This window comes from Pseudomonas sp. MWU12-3088 (assembly GCF_023242405.1).
Lineage (GTDB): Bacteria > Pseudomonadota > Gammaproteobacteria > Pseudomonadales > Pseudomonadaceae > Aquipseudomonas > Aquipseudomonas kribbensis.
The window spans coordinates 234,317-252,563 of record NZ_JALJEA010000003.1 but is presented as its reverse complement, the minus strand read 5'-3'; the positions used below and the strand labels follow the sequence as shown (position 1 = coordinate 252,563).

The following is an 18,247-nucleotide window of genomic DNA, read 5'->3' as shown; positions in this document are numbered from 1 at the left end:
TGATGTTAGTCCGCTGTGGCTTGGGAGCAAGGGGGAAAGGGCTGCTTTGCGTGTGGGAAATGGCCTTGTTTGTGACGGTATTCGCCGACCTGATTGCACAGGCATAAAAAAACCCGGCAATAGCCGGGTTTTTGTCTGGCGCGCAGCTTAAGCGGTGAAGGTCTTGCCTTCGAACTGCTCGGCCACGAACTTCCAGTTGACCAGGTTCCAGAACGCTTCAACGTACTTCGGACGCAGGTTGCGGTAGTCGATGTAGTAAGCGTGTTCCCAGACGTCGCAGGTCAGCAGCGGGGTGTCGCCGCTGGTCAGCGGGTTGCCGGCGCCGATGGTGCTGGCCAGGGCCAGGGAACCGTCAGCCTTTTTCACCAGCCAGCCCCAGCCGGAACCGAAGGTGCCGATCGAGGTTTTGCTGAACTCTTCCTTGAACTTGTCGAACGAACCGAACGCCGCGTTGATGGCATCAGCCAGTGCGCCGGTTGGTTGACCGCCGGCGTTTGGCGCCAGGCAGTTCCAGTAGAAAGTGTGGTTCCAGACCTGAGCGGCGTTGTTGAAGATGCCGCCCGAGGAAGTCTTGACGATCTCTTCCAGGGTCTTGCCTTCGAACTCGGTGCCTGGCACCAGGTTGTTCAGGTTCACGACGTAGGTGTTGTGGTGCTTGTCGTGGTGGAATTCCAGGGTTTCCTTGGAAATGTGCGGCTGCAGGGCATCGTGTGCGTAAGGCAGCGGCGGCAATTCGAAAGCCATGATGATTCTCCTAATCAGGTCTGTTGCGGTGAGCGCAAGGCCGATCACGGGCGGCCAGAAATGCACCGGCGAGTTTTTACTCTTTGCGGCGCAGGGTTCGGATCATAGCACCGGGGGTGCGGCATAACCACGCAACAACTGTGTGGGATAGAGGTTCCAGAGCCTTTTGGAATAAATCACGAAGCCAATATCAATTGACCGGCTACCGTGAACATCATCACCGCCACCAACAGATCGAGAATTCGCCAGGTCCCCGGCCGCGCCAGCCACGGTGCCAGCCACGCCGCGCCGAACGCCAGGGTGAAAAACCACAGCAGCGAAGCACTTGCCGCGCCCACTACATAGGCGCCTGGCACCGACTGTTGTGCACCAAGGGAGCCGATCAGCAGCACGGTGTCCAGATAGACGTGCGGGTTGAGCAGGGTCACCGCCAGTGCGCTGAGCATCACCGCCCGCAGTGAACGCACGGTCTGGTTTTCACCCTGTTGCAGGCTCTGTTTCGAGAACGCCCGGCGCAACGCCTGGCTGCCGTACCAGATCAGGAACACCGCGCCGCCCCAACGGGCAACCGCCAGCAATGTCGGATTCTGCGCCAGTACCGTGGCCAGACCGAAGACGCCTGCCGCTACCAGCAATGCATCACAGGCGACGCACAGCGCGGCGACCGGTAGGTGATGTTCACGACGCAGGCTCTGGGCGAGGACAAAGGCGTTCTGGGTGCCGATCGCCATGATCAGCCCGAAGGCCACCAGCAGGCCGTTGGTATAGCTTTGCCACATGACAGTTACTCCGCGTTGGCTGCGAGATCGCGCAGCACTTGCATGGCGCGTTCGGCGTCGGCCTGACCGACGAACAAATGGTCGTGGTAATAGCCGGCAATCACGTTGCAGCTGATGCCGGCCTTGCCCAGTGCAGTGGCGAATGCGGCGGTCAGGCCGACGGCTTCCAGCGCCGAATGCACGTTCAAGGTGATCCAGGCCGCGACATAGTCGAAACTGAAACCGGCGCGCTCGGCGTGGGACCGTTCGAGAATCACCGTCAGCCCTTCCTGTTCACGGAAACTTCCGACAACTTCCAGGCCACTCGGCAACTGCCCGTCGCGCAAGGTGCAGAACACGTATTCGCCGGCATTGAGCTGCGGGCTCATGCTGCGCAGCAGGGTGGTCAACGAGGTTTCGCCAGCCATGGGGAGGGTCCTTGATAAAGAGTGCTTGCTGGCTATTCTCCGGGCAGACGCTGTATAAGAAAAACCAATAGTGCTGATCGCTCATTAGGAATACTGATGTTCGACTATAAATTGCTTTCCGCTCTGGCCGCTGTGGTCGAGCAGGCCGGATTCGAACGGGCGGCGCAGGTGCTGGGCCTTTCGCAATCGGCGATTTCCCAGCGGATCAAACTGCTGGAAGCGCGGGTCGGTCAACCGGTGTTGGTACGCGGGACACCGCCGTCACCCACCGAGATCGGCCGGCGCCTGCTCAACCATGTGCAGCAAGTGCGTCTGCTTGAACGGGATCTGCAGACGCTGGTGCCGGCGCTGGACGAAGAGGGCCTGCCGGAACGGCTGCGTATCGCCCTGAACGCCGACAGCCTCGCCACCTGGTGGGCGGAGGCCGTGGGCGACTTCTGCGCCGAACAACACCTGTTGCTGGACTTGATCGTCGAAGACCAGACCGTCGGCCTCAAGCGCATGCGCGCCGGTGAAGTCGCCGCATGCCTGTGTGCCAGTGAACGACCGGTGGCGGGCGCCCGCAGCGTGCTGCTCGGCGCCATGCGTTATCGGGCGCTGGCCAGCCCGGCGTTCATCGAGCGGCATTTCCCCGACGGCGTGCGGGCCGAACAACTGCCGCGCACCCCGGCGCTGGTGTTCGGCCCGGACGACTTTCTGCAACACCGTTACCTTGCATCCCTCGGCGTCGATGGTGGTTTCGAACATCATTTGTGCCCGTCGTCCGAAGGTTTTATCCGCCTGACCGAAGCCGGTCTCGGCTGGGGGCTGGTGCCGGAATTACAGGTGCGCGAGCAACTGGAACGCGGCGTGTTGCGCGAACTGTTGCCAGATAAACCGATCGACGTGCCGTTGTACTGGCATCATTGGCGCAATGGCGGCCAGTTGCTGGGGTTGTTGACCGAGCAATTGGTGCGTTCGTCGGCGCAATGGCTGGTGCCGTTGGACTGACGGCCAGCGTCAAGACTCACGAATCAGGCAAAACGAAAGACAGCGGAGCTCTACATGAAAATTCTGGTCACCGGCGCAAGCGGCTTCATTGGCGGACGCTTTGCGCGTTTTGCCCTGGAGCAGGGCCTGGACGTGCGGGTCAACGGTCGCCGGGCCGAAGGCGTCGAGCATCTGGTGCGTCGCGGCGCCGAGTTCGTTCAGGGTGATCTGAGCGACCCGGACCTGGTGCGTGCGCTCTGCACCGACGTCGAAGCCGTGGTGCATTGCGCCGGCGCGGTCGGGCTGTGGGGGCGCTATCAGGACTTTCATCAGGGCAATGTGCAGGTCACCGAAAACGTGGTGGAAGCCTGCCTCAAGCAGCGGGTGCGGCGCCTGGTGCACCTGTCATCGCCATCGATCTACTTTGACGGCCGCGACCACCTCGGCCTGACCGAAGAGCAGGTGCCCAGGCGTTTCAAACATCATTACGCGGCAACTAAATATCTGGCGGAGCAAAAGGTCTTCGGCGCACAGGAATTCGGCCTCGAAACCCTGGCCCTGCGTCCGCGTTTCGTCACTGGCGCCGGCGACATGAGCATTTTTCCGCGTCTGCTGAAGATGCAGCGCAAGGGGCGTCTGGCGATCATCGGCAACGGCTTGAACAAGGTTGACTTCACCAGCGTGCACAACCTCAACGAAGCGTTGCTGAGCAGTCTTCTGGCGGCCGGTTCGGCATTGGGCAAGGCCTACAACATCAGTAACGGCGCCCCGGTGCCGTTGTGGGATGTGGTCAATTACGTGATGCGCAAGATGGAAGTCCCACAGGTCACCAGGTACCGGTCCTACGGGTTGGCCTACAGCGTGGCGGCGCTCAACGAAGGTGCATGCAAACTCTGGCCGGGACGGCCCGAACCGGCCCTGTCGCGCCTGGGCATGCAGGTGATGAACAAAAATTTCACCCTCGACATCAGTCGCGCCCGGCATTATCTGGACTACGATCCGAAAGTCAGTCTCTGGACGGCCCTCGATGAGTTCTGTGGCTGGTGGAAAGCCCAGGACATTCGTTGATACGAAGTGCTGAACCCCGCCGCGGGTTGGGGATCAATCCCTGCGGCTGCGGGGTTTATACTGCGCCGCAATCAGCCATTACCGGGTTTCACAAAGGTTGCCTCAATGTCCATGCGTAACGATGCCCACGATGATTTCGACGATGTTCCGAGCCTGCGTGCCGACACACTCGATGACGACGATTTCCCTGCTACCACTCGCACTTCCGTGCATTCGCGCACGCCACCCGTGGTCAAGGTCAAGTCGGCCAGCACCGGGCCATTGTGGGCGCTGGTCGGTGCGTTGTTCTTTGCTTTCATCGGCCTGGCCTGGTGGAGTTTCCAGCAGATTTCGCTGATGGAGCAGCAACTGGTGGCGACCCAGGAAAGTTTCGCGCGGATCAGTGAAGAAGCGGCGGGGCGCCTGCAGGACATTTCCGGCAAGGTCGTGGCCAGCCAGACCAACGTCAACACCGACAGCGAAGCGCTGAAGTTGCAGATCAAACAGTTGCAAAGCGCACTGCAGGATCAGAGCAAACAGCAGCAGGGTGTGGCGGGGCAGGCGACGGACCTGGACAAGCGTCTGGCGCAGATGACCGCCCAGACCACCGAACAGCAGAACGCCAATACCCAGTTGCAGGCCCAGGTCAAAGCCCTGAGTGCAGAGCTGGCGACACTGAAAAACGCGCCGGCCGATACCAGCAAGGTCGACGCGCAACTCAAGGGCTTCGACGCGCAGTTCAAGAGCCTCGGTGCCGACATCACGGCGCTGAAGAAACAAGGCAGTTCGAACGCCGCCATCGAGCGTCTGGAGCAGGAAATCGTCGTGCTCAAGAGCGAGCAGGACAACCGTCCGGCCGCTGCGCAGGGCGGCTCCAGCACCGCCGAGTTCGATGCATTCCGTGGGCAGATGACCCGCAACATCAACACCCTGCAGGCGCAGATCCAGAACCTGCAGCAGCAGATCAACGCCCGGCCGTAAGCCTCTTCTGTGGCGAGGGAACGTGCTCCCTCGCCGCATCCCCCTCGCAACATTCAGACGCTTTGTGAATATCCATACCTCCCTTCAGGCCGTCTACGCTCTTGAAACACCAACAAGAACGAGGGATGCGTCATGGGGTTTGTGCAAAAGCTGGCCTGGCTCGGTGCGGTGCTGTTGTTGAGTTTCGGTCAGGCCAATGCGGCCACGGAAAAGGACGACAGCAAGGCTGCCATCGCCTTGCTGGAAAAGGCTCTGGCCTACTATCACGACAACGGCGACAAGGCGTTCGCGGCATTCAGCCGCCAGGGCGAATTCGTCGACAAGGATCGCTACGTGTTCGTGGTCGATACCAAGGGCGTGATGCTCGCCAGCGGCGGGCCGTCCTCGGCGTTGATCGGTCGGGATGTGAGCGAAGTGCTTGGCCCGGATTTGCAGAAGGCGTTCAAGGACGCGTTGAAAGTGCCGGAAGGCAACGGCATCCAGCAGGCCGAGTACCGTTGGCAGAACCAGGCCGACGGCAAGGTCGAGCGCAAGCATGTGTTCTATCAGCGCATCGGTCAGCGGATTCTGGCGGTCGGCTACTACTTGCCGCGTGCGTCGGCGGAGCAGGCGAAATCGTTACTCGACAAGGCCGCCACCGATCTGACCAAGGACGAAAAGGGCACGCTGACGGCGATCAATTCGCTCAAGGGCGGCTACCTGCAGGATGACCTGTATGTGTTCGTGGTGGATCTGAACACCCAACGCTACGTCGCCCATGGCACCAACCTGCGGTTGATCAACACCGACTTCGCCAAGGTCAAGGACCCGGAAGGCAAACCCGTGGGTGAGCCGATTCTGGCGTTGATCGGCAAGCAAGATGAGGGCGAATACGAATACCGCTGGAAGAACCCGGTGACCGGCAAGGTCGAGGACAAGCATGCCTATCTGAAGAAGGTCGGCGGGTTTCTGGTGGCGGTCGGTTATTACAGCGCTTGATCCCTGTGGCTCCCACGCACTGCGTGGGAGCCAATGCATCCGTCAGCGGGCGCCGTGCTCACGCCCGCGCAACAAGCGGTTCGGCATGGCAATCGCCGCCGCCAGCCCGAGCAGCGACACCCCGGCACTGACCATCAGCAAATGCCGGAACGTCACCAGCAATTCGGCGCGCAAGGCATTCTGCGCGTCGCCGGGGGCCGCGTTCAGGCCATCGAGCAGCACGTTGCCGGAGTGACCTTCGCCGATCAGCGATGCGCCGGTAAGGTGGGCGAAACTGGAGTCCTGCAACAACGCCAGCAGCAGCGCCGACATCAACGCCACGCCCACCGCGCCACCCAGGGAGCGGAACAGGTTGGTGGTGCTGGTGGCGACGCCAATGTCTTTTTGTTCCACCGAGTTCTGCGTGCCGACCAGCGAGGTCGGGAACTGCATGCCGCCGGCGATACCGCTGAGCAACATGAACAGGCTGCTGATCAGCGTCGCATCGGGTGGGCTGAAGGCCATGCCGAGGATCGAGATCGGCATCAGCAACGCACCGGTGAAAATCTGTGGTTTGTAGCGCCCGGTAATCGAGGTGCGACGACCGGCGAAGTACGCACCGATCGGCAAGCCCATCGCCAGCGGCAACAAGTGCAGCGCCGCGCTGTCGGCGCCGGCACCGGTCACGCTCTGGAAACGCAACGGCATCAGCACGATCAACGAAATCGCCTGGAAGCTGCAGAAGAAAATCGTGCACCAGCACAGCAGAGCGTTGCGATTGGTGAACAGGTGCATCGGCAGCAACGGCTCACGGGCACGGCGCTCATGCCAGACGAACACCGCCAGCACCGCTACCGCGCAAGCGAAAAGACCGAGCACTTCGCTGCTGCGCCACGCATGACCCTGGCCGACTTGAGTGATCGCCAGCAACAGCGCCGTCAGGCCGATGATCATCAGCAGTGTGCCGAGGTAGTCGATGACCGGTTTGCGCTGGGGAATCGGCAGACCGACCAGGTTGCGTCGCGCCACCCAGTACGCGCCAAGGCCCAGCGGCAGGTTGATGAGGAACACCCAGCGCCATGACAGGTATTCGGTCATGTAGCCGCCCAGCACCGGGCCGGCCACGCTGGCCACCGCGTACATGCTGGAGAAGTAACCCTGATAGCGCCCACGCTCACGGGGCGGCACGATGTCGCCGATGATCGCCTGGCTCACCGAAATCATCCCGCCGGCGCCGATGCCCTGGAAAATCCGCGCCAGCACCAGTTGCTCCATGCTCTGGGCCATGCCGCAAAACAGCGAGGCGAGGGTGAACAGGCCCATGCCGAACAGCATCAGTTTGCGCCGCCCGTACAGGTCACCGAGCTTGCCGTAGATCGGCACCGCCACGGTCATCGCCACCATGTAGCCGGAAATCACCCAGGCCAGCAGGCTGACGTCCTTGAATTGCGCGGAGATGGCCGGCATGGAAACGGCGACGATGGTCTGGTCCAGTGCACCAAGGAAGATCGCCAGCATCAGCGCGACCAGCACGCTGCGAATGGCCGGTTTGGGCGTTTCGGGGTGGTTGAGATTGGTCACGGGCGAACCTGCGGGCAGTGATTGACCCGCAGGGGCAAGGCGAGCGGGTGGATGCTCGCCAGTGTAAGTCGGTAGCAGGCTATTCGATAGCCTCATAAGGAAGTCCGACGTAATTTTCTGCAATGGTTTTTTGTCCCGCTTCTGAACTGACAAAGTAGTCCAGTTCCGAGGCGCTGATGCGCTGACTGAAATCGTCGTGCTCATCGAAACGGTGCAGCATCGAAGTCATCCACCAGGAAAACCGCTCGGCTTTCCACACCCGACGCAGGCAGATTTGCGAATACTTCTCCAGCAAGTCAGTGCGCCCTTCGCGATAGACCTTCAGCAGAATCCTGAACAGCGTGCTGACATCGCTGGCCGCCAGATTCAAACCCTTGGCGCCGGTCGGTGGAACGATATGCGCCGCGTCGCCCACCAGAAACATGCGCCCGTACTGCATCGGTTCGACCACGAAACTGCGCAGCGGCGCGATGCTCTTTTCAATCGACGGGCCGGTCACGAGTTTCTGCGCCAGATCCTCCGGCAGACGATTGCGCAGTTCATCCCAGAAGCGTTCATCCGACCAGTCGTCGACGCTTTCCTCGGCCGGCACTTGCAGGTAATAGCGGGTGCGGGTCGCCGAACGCATGCTGCACAGGGCGAAGCCGCGTTCGTGGCGGGCGTAGACCAGTTCGTCGTGAATCGGTGGCGTGTCGGCGAGTATCCCCAGCCAGCCGAACGGATAGACCCGTTCGAAAATCTTCAGGCATTCGGCTGGAATCGACTGACGAGCCACGCCGTGGAAACCGTCGCAACCGGCGATGTAATCACAATCGACGCGCCAGGTTTCGCCGTCCTTTTCAAACGTGACGAAGGCCTCGTCGCTTTTCATGCCACAGGGAACGACATGGCTGGCTTCGTAGATGGTCTGTCCGCCGGTCTCCCGACGAGCGGCCATCAGGTCGCGGGTGACCTCGGTCTGGCCATAGACCATCACGGTTTTTCCACCGGTCAGCGCCTGCAGATCGATGTGCACCCGACGCCCGTCGAGGGCCAGTTCGAACCCACCGTGGACCAGCCCTTCGGCGTCCATCCGCTGACCCACGCCAGCCTCGCGCAACAGCTCTACCATGCCCTGTTCAAGGACTCCGGCGCGAATTCGGCCGAGCACATAGTCAGGTGTCTGTCGCTCAATGATCAGGGTGTCGATGCCGGCGTTGTGCAGCAGTTGGCCGAGCAATAATCCGGACGGACCGGCGCCAATGATGGCGACTTGGGTTTTCAGCGTTTTCATTGTTTTTATGACTCGCAAGCTTCACGCGACAACGGCCGGTGAATGATTTTCAGGATTCGAGTGCTTGCATTTTTCCCTTGCGGGTCTGTCAATTGAAGGTGAAAACTGAGCCGATACCTGTACATTCTGCCAATCGGTGCGATTATCGCCCGCAACCTTCGAGGCCTGGATTGAAGTGATGAACAAGCCTGACCTGCCTTCGATTCCGGTGTTCAAGCTCTACGGTGAAAGCCTGGACTGGCCGACCCCTGACTTGCTGCACTGTGAAACCATTTCCAAACGCAGCCGCGAACATCAATGGGAAATCAAACCCCACCGCCACGCCGATTTGTGCCAGTTGCTCTTCGTATTCAAAGGTCAGGCAGAGCTTGAAATCGAAGGTCAACGCACGCAACTGAACGAAGCCGCCATCCAGATCCTGCCGCCGCTATCGGTGCATGGATTCCGTTTTTCCGAGGACGTCGAAGGATTCGTCGTCACCCTCGCCACACCGTTGATCAACCATTTGCAGGCGCAGCTGGGCAGCGCGGTGCAGGCCCTGGCCCAGGCCGAAAGCTATCCGGCGGGGCAGGACGCGGAGTACCTCAACAGTCTGTTTGCCGCGTTGCAGGCCGAGTACAACGGCCATCAACCGGCGCGGGAAATGCTCATGCATTCGCTGGTGAGCGTGATCATGGTCTGGGTCAGCCGTCAGGCGATCCGCCGGCATAACGCGAGCCAACGCCCGCAGCGTCAACGCGAGTACCTCAACGGTTTCATCCAGTTGGTCGAAGAGACTTACCGCCAGCATGTGAAGGTCGAGGACCTGGCTCATCGTCTGGGGATTTCCGTCTCGCACCTCAACGGCACCTGCCGCGAACTGGCAGGGCAGCCGGCGTTGCAGATCATGCACGAACGTCAGTTGCTGGAAGCCAAGCGCCTGCTGACGTACACCAGCATGACGATTTACGAGATGTCCGAGGTATTGGGTTTTTCCGATCCGACCAACTTCACGCGCCTGTTCCGGCGCCGTGTGGGGATCTCGCCAAAGGCGTTCCGCGACCGCTTGAAGGCCGAGCAGAACGACGACGCCTGACGTCCTGTATCAGCGCAGGGCGTTGAGGGTGGCGTTGTGAGGGATGCAGCGCTCGAAGTTGCAGCTCGCGTACTCACGGGGCAGTTGCCGCAACTGCTCCACGCGCCATGCCGCGGTGCCGTACAGCGCCAGCGTGGCCGCGCAGGTGATGAAAATCGCGAGGTATCTTCTTGTTCTGGTGCTCATGATCATGACGTTGACCTCTGAACGAATACCCTTGGGTACTACTTTCAGCATAGGTCAGCGCCGTGGAGTTGCCAGCCGCGCGGCGATCGGGTTTACAACCCGACATCCCATTGCGGATTTTCGGGAAAGCGCAGTACCAGGAAATCCAGCATGCTGCGCAGTGCCGCCGGCATGTGCTTGCGTGAGGCGTACACCGCGTAGATGTTCATCCGCCGAGGTTCGGCGTTGGGCAGCAGGCGCACCAGTTCGCCGCTGTGAATATGCACGCCGGCCTGATAGGTCGGCAGCATCGCCACCCCGGCGCCGGCCAGTGTGGCGCGCAGCAGGGTGCTGGCCTCGTTGGCGCTGATGTTGCCCTGCACCGGCACCGAGACCGGCTCGCCATCCTCTTCGAAATGCCACAGGCTCTTGCCGAAATAGGAGTGGGTCAGGCAGTTGTGCCGGCTCAGGTCTTCTACGCGCTGCGGTTGTGGATGTTCCTGCAGATAGGCGGGTGCGGCGCAGACCACCGAGCGACAGACCGTCAGGCGCCGGGCGATCAGGTTGGGGTCGAGGTCATTGCTGGTGCGGATCGCCAGGTCGATGCGCTCGTCCACCAGGTTCACCGTGCGATCGAGCATTTGCAGGTCGATGTTGACGCCCGGGTAGCGCTTGACGAATGCGGCCATGGCATCGGCCAGTTGCGCCTGGCCGAACGAGGTGCTGACGCTGATCCGTAGCAGGCCCCGCGGCGCATCGTCGGGCTCGCTGACGGCGGCCTGCATGTCGCCCGACAGTTCCAGCATCTGCCGGCAGCGCGGCAGGATTTCGTTGCCGGCCGCGGTCAGGCTCAACTTGCGTGTGGTGCGGTGCATCAGGCGCGCGCCGACCCAGTCTTCCAGTTCCGCCAGATACCGCGACACCACCGGCCGCGACAGGTCCAGGTGATCAGCCGCCGCCGACTGGCTGCCCAGATCCACCACCGTGACAAACACCCGCATTGCTTGAAGACGATCCATGATTTGCCCGCTTTCAGAAACAAACTATGTTTAAGCATCGCATTTTTTGTAACGAGTCTGGCAACTAAGCTCTGTCCCATCGCCAAGCACGGCATTCGAACAGCGGAGCAACCCATGATCGGCTTCACCACTCTCAAGCGCGTTTTACTGGCCACCGCCACCCTCGGCTTTGCTGCTCACGCGGCGGCTGCGAACCTGAGCCTCGATGTCTACAACCCGGGCACCAACGCGATCTTCCCGGTGACCTCGGTGCTGGTCAGCGGCGAGAAGGACGCGATATTGGTAGACGCGCAGTTCGGCAAATCCCAGGCAGAACAAGTGGTGGAAAAGATCCGCGCCAGCGGCAAGCAACTGACCACCATCTACATCAGCCACGGTGACCCGGATTACTACTTCGGTCTCGACACCCTGACCAAGGCCTTCCCGAACGCCAAGGTGCTGGCCTCGCAGCCGACCGTTGATCACATCAAGCAAACCGTCGACGGCAAGCTCGCATTCTGGGGCCCGAAAATGGGCGCCGACGTGCCGGCCAAAACCATCGTGCCGGGTGTGCTCAAGGGCGACAGCCTGATGCTCGAAGGCCAGAAACTGCAGGTGGTCGGCCTGGAAGGCAAGCAACCGGATCGCAGCTTCGTGTGGATTCCATCGCTGAAAGCTGTGGTGGGTGGTGTCGTCGTTGCCGAGAACATCCACGTGTGGATGGCCGATACCCAGACTGCACAATCCCACGCCGACTGGCTGGAAACCCTGCACTCGATCGAAACCCTGAAGCCGAAAACCGTGGTGCCGGGTCACTACCTGGGTGACAGCGCCCGTTCGCTGGCCGCCGTGAAGTTCACCGCCGATTACATCAAGGCCTTCGACGAAGAAACCGCCAAGGCCAAGGACTCTGCCGCGCTGATCGCCGCGATGAAAAAACGCTACCCGAAACTGGGCGAGGAAAGCTCCCTGGAGCTGAGCGCCAAGGTCGCCAAGGGCGAGATGAAGTGGTAACCCGATTCTGAAAAACGCAGCACTCTCAAGCCAACTGGAGAATGTCATGAGCAAGATCGCAATCATTGGTGCCACCGGCCGTGCCGGCAGCCAATTGCTGGAAGAAGCCCTGCGTCGCGGCCACAGCGTCACCGCCATCGCCCGGGATACCTCGAAGATCGGCGCCCGTGCCGGTGTGGTCAGCAAGAACGTCGACGTGCTGGATGCCGCCGCGCTGGAAGCGGCAGTCGCCGGTAACGATGTGGTGATCAGCGCCGCGCATTTCGCCACGGTGCCGGCCAGCGCGCTGCTCGGCCCGGTGAAACAGGCCGGAGTGAAACGTCTGCTGGTGGTCGGCGGTGCCGGTTCGCTGTTGCTGCCGGACGGCACCCGCGTGATCGACAGCGCCGGTTTCCCGGCCGAGTACAAGGCCGAGGCCAGCGCCGGTGCAGCGTTTCTCGACGCCCTGCGTCAGGAGAAGGAACTGGACTGGACGTTCCTGTCGCCGTCGGCGCTGTTCTTCGAAGGCGAGCGCACCGGTAAATTCCGCGTCGGCAAGGATGACTTGCTGGTGAGTGCTGAAGGCCAGAGCTCGATCAGCTTTGCCGACTACGCGATTGCGCTGATTGACGAAGTGGAAACGCCGAAGCATTCGCGTCAGCGGTTCACCGTCGGATATTAAGTACTAAAAAGCCCCTCACCCCATCCCTCTCCCTCCGGGAGAGGGATGGGCGGGCGGCGTTCCGATGAGGGCAGGGCGTCACCGCGTATGAGCCTGCTCCACCAGCCACCCCATCAACTCCTGCAACTTCGCCGACGGCTCCGACGCCGGCGCCACGATGTAATAACCCAATCCCGTCTTCACCTTCAGATCGAACGGCATCACCAGTCGCCCGGCGTTCAAGTCATCGCCGATCAACGACCAGTCGCCGATCGCCACCCCGGTCCCGTGGGACGCCATCGACATCGCCTGATCCAGCGTCTCGAAATGCTGACCGCTGGCGATGTTGCTCAAGTGCAGTTCGGCGGCTTCAAGCCATAGCGTCCAGTCGTCATCGGTGTGGGTCGGGTGCAGCAGCAAGTGTTGTTGCAGATCCGCCGGTGTGTGCAGAGTCGGCCCGCCGTTGAGCAGCGTCGGCGAGCAGACCGGCGTCAGTTGTTCATCGAACAGATGCAGCGTGGCAGGGGAATCGTGGGGCGCGGTGCCGTAGATCACCGCCGCGTCGAACTGCTCGCGATGAAAGTCCACGCCGTGTTGCAACGACGCCGTGAGTTTCACCGGCACGTCCGGGCGCTCGCGTTGCCATTGCAGCAGCCGTGGCAGCAACCAGCGCATCACGCAGCTCGGGGCCTTGAGTTGCAGGGTTTCGCGCTTGGCACCGATCTGCTCCATCGAGTCGCCGATCAGGCTGAACACCTGCTGCACCCGTGGCAGCCATTCGCGACCTTCGGCCGTCAGCTCCAGGCCCCGGGCCAGACGAATGAACAGCTCATAACCCAAATGCTCCTCAAGCCCGGCGATCTGCCGGCTCACCGCACCCTGGGTGATGTGCAACTGCTCGGCGGCCCGGGTGAAGTTGCAGCACTGCGCGGTAATCAGAAACGTGTGCAGGGCGGGCAGGGGAGGCAGTCGTTTCATGTGGATCCAAGGTATGACGTGAGGACATGGCTAGTATGAGCTTTTATCGATTGTTGCGGCTACGGGTCGCCCGTTTCAATGAGGCCAATCACCGGTTCCCTCAAGGCCCGGTGCCTCAACGAACAAGAAGGGCAAAGACATGGCGACGTGTGGCGAAGTACTGGTCAAGTTACTCGAAGGTTACGGGGTCGAGCAGGTGTTCGGCATTCCCGGGGTGCATACCGTGGAGCTGTATCGCGGGCTGGCCCGTTCGAGCATCAACCATGTGACTCCGCGTCACGAGCAAGGCGCCGGCTTCATGGCCGACGGCTACGCCCGCACCAGCGGCAAACCGGGTGTGTGCTTCATCATCACTGGCCCGGGCATGACCAACATCACCACGGCCATGGGCCAGGCTTACGCCGATTCGATCCCGATGCTGGTGATCTCCAGCGTGCAGTCGCGCAGTCAGTTGGGCGGCGGTCGCGGCAAGCTGCATGAACTGCCGAACCAGAGCGCACTGGTCGGCGGCGTGGCGGCGTTCTCCCACACCCTGATGTCGGCGTCCGAATTGCCGGGCGTATTGGCTCGTGCCTTTGCGCTGTTCCAGGCCGGGCGTCCGCGTCCGGTGCACATCGAAATTCCGCTGGACGTGCTGGTCGAAGAAGCCGACGAACTGCTGGCCAGCGTGCCGGTTCACATCGACCGCGCCGGTGCTGCACCGGCCGCCGTGAGCCGTATGACCGAACTGCTGGCCGGCGCTCAGCGTCCGCTGATCCTCGCCGGTGGCGGCGCCATCGACGCGGCTGCCGAACTCACCGAACTGGCTGAACTGCTCGACGCGCCAGTGGCCCTGACCATCAACGCCAAAGGCATGCTGCCGTCCAGTCATCCGCTGTTGATCGGTTCGACCCAGAGCCTGGTGGCGACCCGCGCTTTGGTGGCCGATGCCGATGTGATCCTGGCAATCGGCACCGAACTGGCGGAAACCGACTACGACGTGACCTTCGCCGGCGGCTTTGAAATCCCCGGCAAACTGCTGCGCGTGGACATCGATCCAGACCAGACCGTGCGCAATTATCCGCCGCACGTGGCACTGGTCGCCGACTCGCGCAACGCAGCACAAGCATTACTGAGCGCGCTGTCGCACAAACCGCTGGCCGAGCGCCGCAACGACTGGGGTCAGGTGCGCGCCGCCTGTCTGCGTGAAGACCTGGCCGCGACCTGGGACGCCCCGACTCTGGCCCAGACCCGCTTCCTCGAAACCGTGCTGCACGAACTGCCAAACGCGGTGTTCGTCGGCGACTCCACGCAACCGGTGTACACCGGCAACCTCACCTTCAACCCGGAGCGTCCGCGCCGCTGGTTCAACTCGTCCACCGGTTACGGCACCCTCGGTTACGCCTTGCCGGCAGCGATTGGCGCGTGGCTCGGCGGCAGCCTCGAACACGGCGCACGTCCGCCGGTGGTGTGTCTGATCGGCGACGGCGGTCTGCAATTCACCCTGCCGGAACTGGCCAGCGCCGTGGAAGCCCGCACCCCGGTGATCATCCTGCTGTGGAATAACCAGGGTTACGAAGAGATCAAGAAATACATGGTCAACCGCGCCATCGAGCCAGTGGGCGTGGACATCTACACCCCGGACTTCATCGGTGTGGCCAAGGCCCTGGGTTGCGCGGCGGAAGCGATCAGCTCGGCTGAACACCTGCGCGGTGCACTGCGTGCCGCCACCGATCGTCAGGGCCCGACCCTGATCGAAATCGACCAGACCCAATGGATGAAGGCGGTGGCCAAATGATGAATTTCCCGACCACACTCGACGGCCTTTACATCAACGGCCAATGGTCCGCCGGTCGCGAACACCTGCGCGTGATCAACCCGGCCACCGAAGCGCTGCTGACCACGGTCAATGGCGGTGACGAAAGCGCGGTCAATCAAGCGGTAACGGCCGCAACCGATGCATTCAAGGACTGGTCGAAAACCACCGGTGCCGAGCGCGGCGCGATCCTGCGCAACATCGCCAATGGCGTGCGCAACGGTCGCGAACATTTGATGAAGTTGCAGTCGAGCAACAACGGCAAACCGCAGTTCGAAGCGGGCATCGATGTCGATGACGTGATCGCCACCTTCGAGTACTACGCCGAACTCGCCGAAGGTCTCGATGCGAAACAGGACAGCAACGTGCCGCTGCCCAGCGACGATTTCAGCGCACGTTTGCGCCGCGAGCCGTGCGGTGTGGTCGGGCTGATCGTGCCGTGGAATTTCCCGATGGTCACCACCGCATGGAAACTCGCGCCAGCTCTCGCTGCCGGTTGCTGCGTGGTGCTCAAACCGTCGGAAGTCACGCCGCTGCCGGAGCTGGAACTGGCGGCCATCATCGCCGAATCCGGTCTGCCCAAAGGCGTGTTCAACCTGGTGTGCGGCACCGGTCTGGCGGTCGGTGCGCCGCTGTCGGCGGACCCGCGCATCGCCAAGATTTCCTTCACTGGCAGCAACGCCGTCGGTGTGCAAGTGATGCAGCGCGCCGCCGAGTCCGTGAAGGGCGTGAGCCTGGAACTGGGTGGCAAATCCTCGCTGCTGATTCTGGAGGATGCCGACCTGGATCTGGCGGTGGAACTGGCTTGCGGCGGCGGTTTCTTCAACGCCGGGCAGATGTGCTCCGCCACCAGCCGGGTGCTGGTCGCCGATGAGCTGGCCGATGAATTCCTGATTCGTCTGCAGGCCCGTGCGGAAAAAATCCGTGTGGCCGACCCGTTCGATCCTGAAGTCGAGATGGGCGCACTGGTCAATCAGGCGCAGTACCAGCGCGTGCTCGGTCACATCGACCGTGGCCTCAGTGCCGGGGCCAAGCTGATCTGTGGCGGCAATCGCCCGGCGGATCTGCCGCGTGGATATTTCTTGCAGCCGACGATCTTCACCGAAGTGCCCCTCGACAGTGCGCTGTGGTGTGAAGAGATCTTCGGGCCGGTGATCTGCGTGCGCAGTTTTGCTTCGGAGGCCGAGGCGATTGCCCTGGCCAACGACAGTCAGTTCGGTCTGGTGGCCAGCGTGGTCACACGCAATGCCGAGACCGCGGATCGGGTCGCCAACGCCTTGCAGGCGGGGCTGGTGTGGCTCAACGCGCCGCAGGTGATCTTCCCGCAGACGGCGTGGGGCGGCTACAAACAGAGCAGCATCGGCCGCGAACTGGGGCCGTGGGGCCTGGCGGCATTTCAGGAAATCAAGCACGTGATCCGCGCGCTCTGAATGCCCGAAAAAGGTCAGCGCATGCCTCGCAACGAGGCATGCGCCGGCGTCATGGCTCCAATGAGTTTTTATCGATAGTCAGGTGTTTTGCACGACCTCAGGATGAACCCGCTGATCACGTTCAAGCCCTTTTAAACCGGGGGCTTGAGCGGTTCCGATCACGCACGGCAAGGGTTGCGGTCAATCTCATACTTACAAGAATAATGGGAGTCCCAAATGGGCGAGCACGATCTGAACAGGCGTCAATTCATCAAAACCGTCGGCGTGGCCTCGGTGGCTGCGGCGGCCATGAGCATGCCCTTCATCCGGGCCAGCGCCAGCGACACCCGATTTGCCGGCAAGACCCTGCGCCTGCTGACCTGGTCCGATGACACTGGGCTGGCCGCACTGCGCAACATCGCTGCAACGTTTGAAGCCAAGACCGGCGCCAAAGTGATTGCCGACCGCACCGGCAGCACCTCGGAAATGGTCGCCAAACTCAAGGCCGGCGGTGATCGTCCGCAGTACGACATCATCACCCTGGCCGGGGTCGGCGCCGAAGGTCTGGCCGCTGCCGGACTGCTGGAAAAACCCGACCTCAACCGTATTCCCAACCTGATCGACGTCCCGGAAAAATACCGCACCGGGGCCAACGGTCACGGCATCGGTTACCTGCTGTGGTGCAACAGTCTGGTCTACAGCACCCGCACCCAGAAGGAAGCGCCGGACAGTTACGCCGCGCTGTGGGACGCCGATCTGGCACCGAACATCTTCCTGCCGCCGCCGAACTGGACCGAGGCGATGGACCTGATCATCATCGCCGCGAAACTGGCCGGTGGTGACGAGCACAACATCGAACCGGGCTTCAAGAAACTCGCCGAACTCAAGGAACGCGTGGTGACCCTGGGCGAAAACCCCAACCAGATTGCCGAGCTGTTCCGCACCGGTTCCCTGGACATGGGCGGCCTCTACGCCCCGGCGTTTTTCCCCAAGCAGATCCGCGATCCGAACTACGGCCTCGGCGCCACGTTCGGCATGAAGGAAGGTTTCTACACCGACCTGATGCTCTCGGTGATGCCGAAGAACCGTCCGGGCGACACCGACCTCGCCTACGCCTTCATCGACCACTCCCTCGACCCGCTGGTGCAGGGCAAGATGGCCGAAGACATCTTCAACGGCCCGGTCAACGCCAAGGCGATCATCTCCGCCGAAGCGCGCAAGAGCCCGTTCATCCTCACCCCGGAGCAGATCGCGGAGAAGGCGATCATGCACGACAACGCCTTCCTGGCGACCGTGCATGACCAGTGGATTCGTCGCTACACGGAAATCTTTTCTTCCTGATCGAGTGATGGACGCAGGTTCTTCAAACACCGAAGTACCTGTGGGAGCGAGCTTGCTCGCGATAGCAATCTGTCAGTCGATACTGATGGTGAAT

The 18,247-nt window shown here is 61.9% G+C and carries 18 protein-coding genes; 10 read left to right on the top strand and 8 right to left on the bottom strand.

Annotation, left to right across the window (positions count from 1 at the left end):
- Positions 1 to 147 precede the first annotated feature (147 nt).
- From M5B98_RS09890 to M5B98_RS09880, 3 genes are all read right to left on the bottom strand, one after another.
- Positions 148 to 744, bottom strand: a complete 597-nt coding sequence (locus M5B98_RS09890) for a superoxide dismutase (RefSeq protein ID WP_016773431.1) — start codon at positions 742 to 744, stop codon at positions 148 to 150.
- A 176-nt stretch (positions 745 to 920) separates the two neighbouring features.
- Positions 921 to 1,523 carry a LysE/ArgO family amino acid transporter gene (locus tag M5B98_RS09885; protein ID WP_085709557.1) on the bottom strand — a complete coding sequence of 201 codons (603 nt, stop codon included), beginning with the start codon at positions 1,521 to 1,523 and terminating at the stop codon, positions 921 to 923.
- A 5-nt stretch (positions 1,524 to 1,528) separates the two neighbouring features.
- A complete protein-coding gene (locus M5B98_RS09880; protein WP_007953258.1) occupies positions 1,529 to 1,930 on the bottom strand; it encodes an ACT domain-containing protein in 402 nt (133 codons plus the stop codon).
- Between the two features lie 90 nt (positions 1,931 to 2,020).
- Between M5B98_RS09880 and M5B98_RS09875 the strand changes: the two genes are divergently transcribed.
- The 4 genes from M5B98_RS09875 to M5B98_RS09860 all read left to right on the top strand — a co-directional run bounded on the left by M5B98_RS09875 (position 2,021) and on the right by M5B98_RS09860 (position 5,905).
- A complete protein-coding gene (locus tag M5B98_RS09875) occupies positions 2,021 to 2,920 on the top strand; it encodes a LysR family transcriptional regulator ArgP (protein WP_248742755.1) in 900 nt (299 codons plus the stop codon).
- Between the two features lie 54 nt (positions 2,921 to 2,974).
- A complete protein-coding gene (locus M5B98_RS09870) occupies positions 2,975 to 3,967 on the top strand; it encodes an NAD-dependent epimerase/dehydratase family protein (protein WP_248742597.1) in 993 nt (330 codons plus the stop codon).
- Positions 3,968 to 4,072: 105 nt separating this feature from the next.
- The gene (locus M5B98_RS09865; protein WP_248742596.1) at positions 4,073 to 4,927 is read left to right on the top strand and encodes an ATPase; all 855 of its coding nucleotides are present in this window, start codon (positions 4,073 to 4,075) and stop codon (positions 4,925 to 4,927) included.
- A 132-nt stretch (positions 4,928 to 5,059) separates the two neighbouring features.
- A complete protein-coding gene (locus M5B98_RS09860; RefSeq protein WP_248742595.1) occupies positions 5,060 to 5,905 on the top strand; it encodes a cache domain-containing protein in 846 nt (281 codons plus the stop codon).
- Positions 5,906 to 5,947: 42 nt separating this feature from the next.
- Here M5B98_RS09860 and M5B98_RS09855 read toward each other — a convergent pair whose 3' ends face one another.
- Together M5B98_RS09855 and pobA are read right to left on the bottom strand one after the other, a co-directional pair.
- Positions 5,948 to 7,465 carry an MDR family MFS transporter gene (locus tag M5B98_RS09855; protein WP_248742594.1) on the bottom strand — a complete coding sequence of 506 codons (1,518 nt, stop codon included), beginning with the start codon at positions 7,463 to 7,465 and terminating at the stop codon, positions 5,948 to 5,950.
- Positions 7,466 to 7,544: 79 nt separating this feature from the next.
- Complete coding sequence (gene pobA, locus M5B98_RS09850) at positions 7,545 to 8,738, bottom strand: 4-hydroxybenzoate 3-monooxygenase (protein ID WP_248742593.1); 1,194 nt, start codon at positions 8,736 to 8,738, stop codon at positions 7,545 to 7,547.
- 178 nt (positions 8,739 to 8,916) lie between these two features.
- On the opposite strand from pobA, the gene M5B98_RS09845 reads away from it, so the two are divergent.
- Entirely contained in the window at positions 8,917 to 9,813 is an 897-nt protein-coding gene (locus tag M5B98_RS09845) for a helix-turn-helix domain-containing protein (RefSeq protein ID WP_114885158.1), read from the top strand.
- Positions 9,814 to 9,822: 9 nt separating this feature from the next.
- Here M5B98_RS09845 and M5B98_RS09840 read toward each other — a convergent pair whose 3' ends face one another.
- Positions 9,823 to 10,050, bottom strand: coding sequence for a hypothetical protein (locus M5B98_RS09840; RefSeq protein WP_248742765.1), 228 nt, complete (start codon positions 10,048 to 10,050; stop codon positions 9,823 to 9,825).
- Between the two features lie 41 nt (positions 10,051 to 10,091).
- Positions 10,092 to 10,997, bottom strand: coding sequence for a LysR family transcriptional regulator (locus M5B98_RS09835; protein WP_248742592.1), 906 nt, complete (start codon positions 10,995 to 10,997; stop codon positions 10,092 to 10,094).
- Between the two features lie 114 nt (positions 10,998 to 11,111).
- On the opposite strand from M5B98_RS09835, the gene M5B98_RS09830 reads away from it, so the two are divergent.
- Both M5B98_RS09830 and M5B98_RS09825 read left to right on the top strand, forming a co-directional pair.
- Entirely contained in the window at positions 11,112 to 11,990 is an 879-nt protein-coding gene (locus M5B98_RS09830; RefSeq protein WP_096818389.1) for an MBL fold metallo-hydrolase, read from the top strand.
- Positions 11,991 to 12,036: 46 nt separating this feature from the next.
- Positions 12,037 to 12,651, top strand: coding sequence for an NAD(P)-dependent oxidoreductase (locus M5B98_RS09825; RefSeq protein ID WP_248742591.1), 615 nt, complete (start codon positions 12,037 to 12,039; stop codon positions 12,649 to 12,651).
- Positions 12,652 to 12,729: 78 nt separating this feature from the next.
- Here the strand turns inward: M5B98_RS09825 and M5B98_RS09820 are convergent, their stop codons facing one another.
- A complete protein-coding gene (locus M5B98_RS09820) occupies positions 12,730 to 13,608 on the bottom strand; it encodes a LysR substrate-binding domain-containing protein (protein ID WP_248742590.1) in 879 nt (292 codons plus the stop codon).
- A 139-nt stretch (positions 13,609 to 13,747) separates the two neighbouring features.
- Between M5B98_RS09820 and M5B98_RS09815 the strand changes: the two genes are divergently transcribed.
- The 3 genes from M5B98_RS09815 (at position 13,748) to M5B98_RS09805 (ending at position 18,153) form a co-directional block, all read left to right on the top strand.
- A complete protein-coding gene (locus M5B98_RS09815; protein ID WP_248742589.1) occupies positions 13,748 to 15,385 on the top strand; it encodes a 5-guanidino-2-oxopentanoate decarboxylase in 1,638 nt (545 codons plus the stop codon).
- Positions 15,385 to 16,833, top strand: coding sequence for an aldehyde dehydrogenase family protein (locus M5B98_RS09810; RefSeq protein ID WP_248742754.1), 1,449 nt, complete (start codon positions 15,385 to 15,387; stop codon positions 16,831 to 16,833). The genes M5B98_RS09815 and M5B98_RS09810 overlap by 1 nt, the downstream gene beginning before the upstream one ends.
- Positions 16,834 to 17,049: 216 nt before the next feature.
- Positions 17,050 to 18,153 carry an ABC transporter substrate-binding protein gene (locus tag M5B98_RS09805; RefSeq protein WP_085730221.1) on the top strand — a complete coding sequence of 368 codons (1,104 nt, stop codon included), beginning with the start codon at positions 17,050 to 17,052 and terminating at the stop codon, positions 18,151 to 18,153.
- Positions 18,154 to 18,247: the final 94 nt, after the last annotated feature.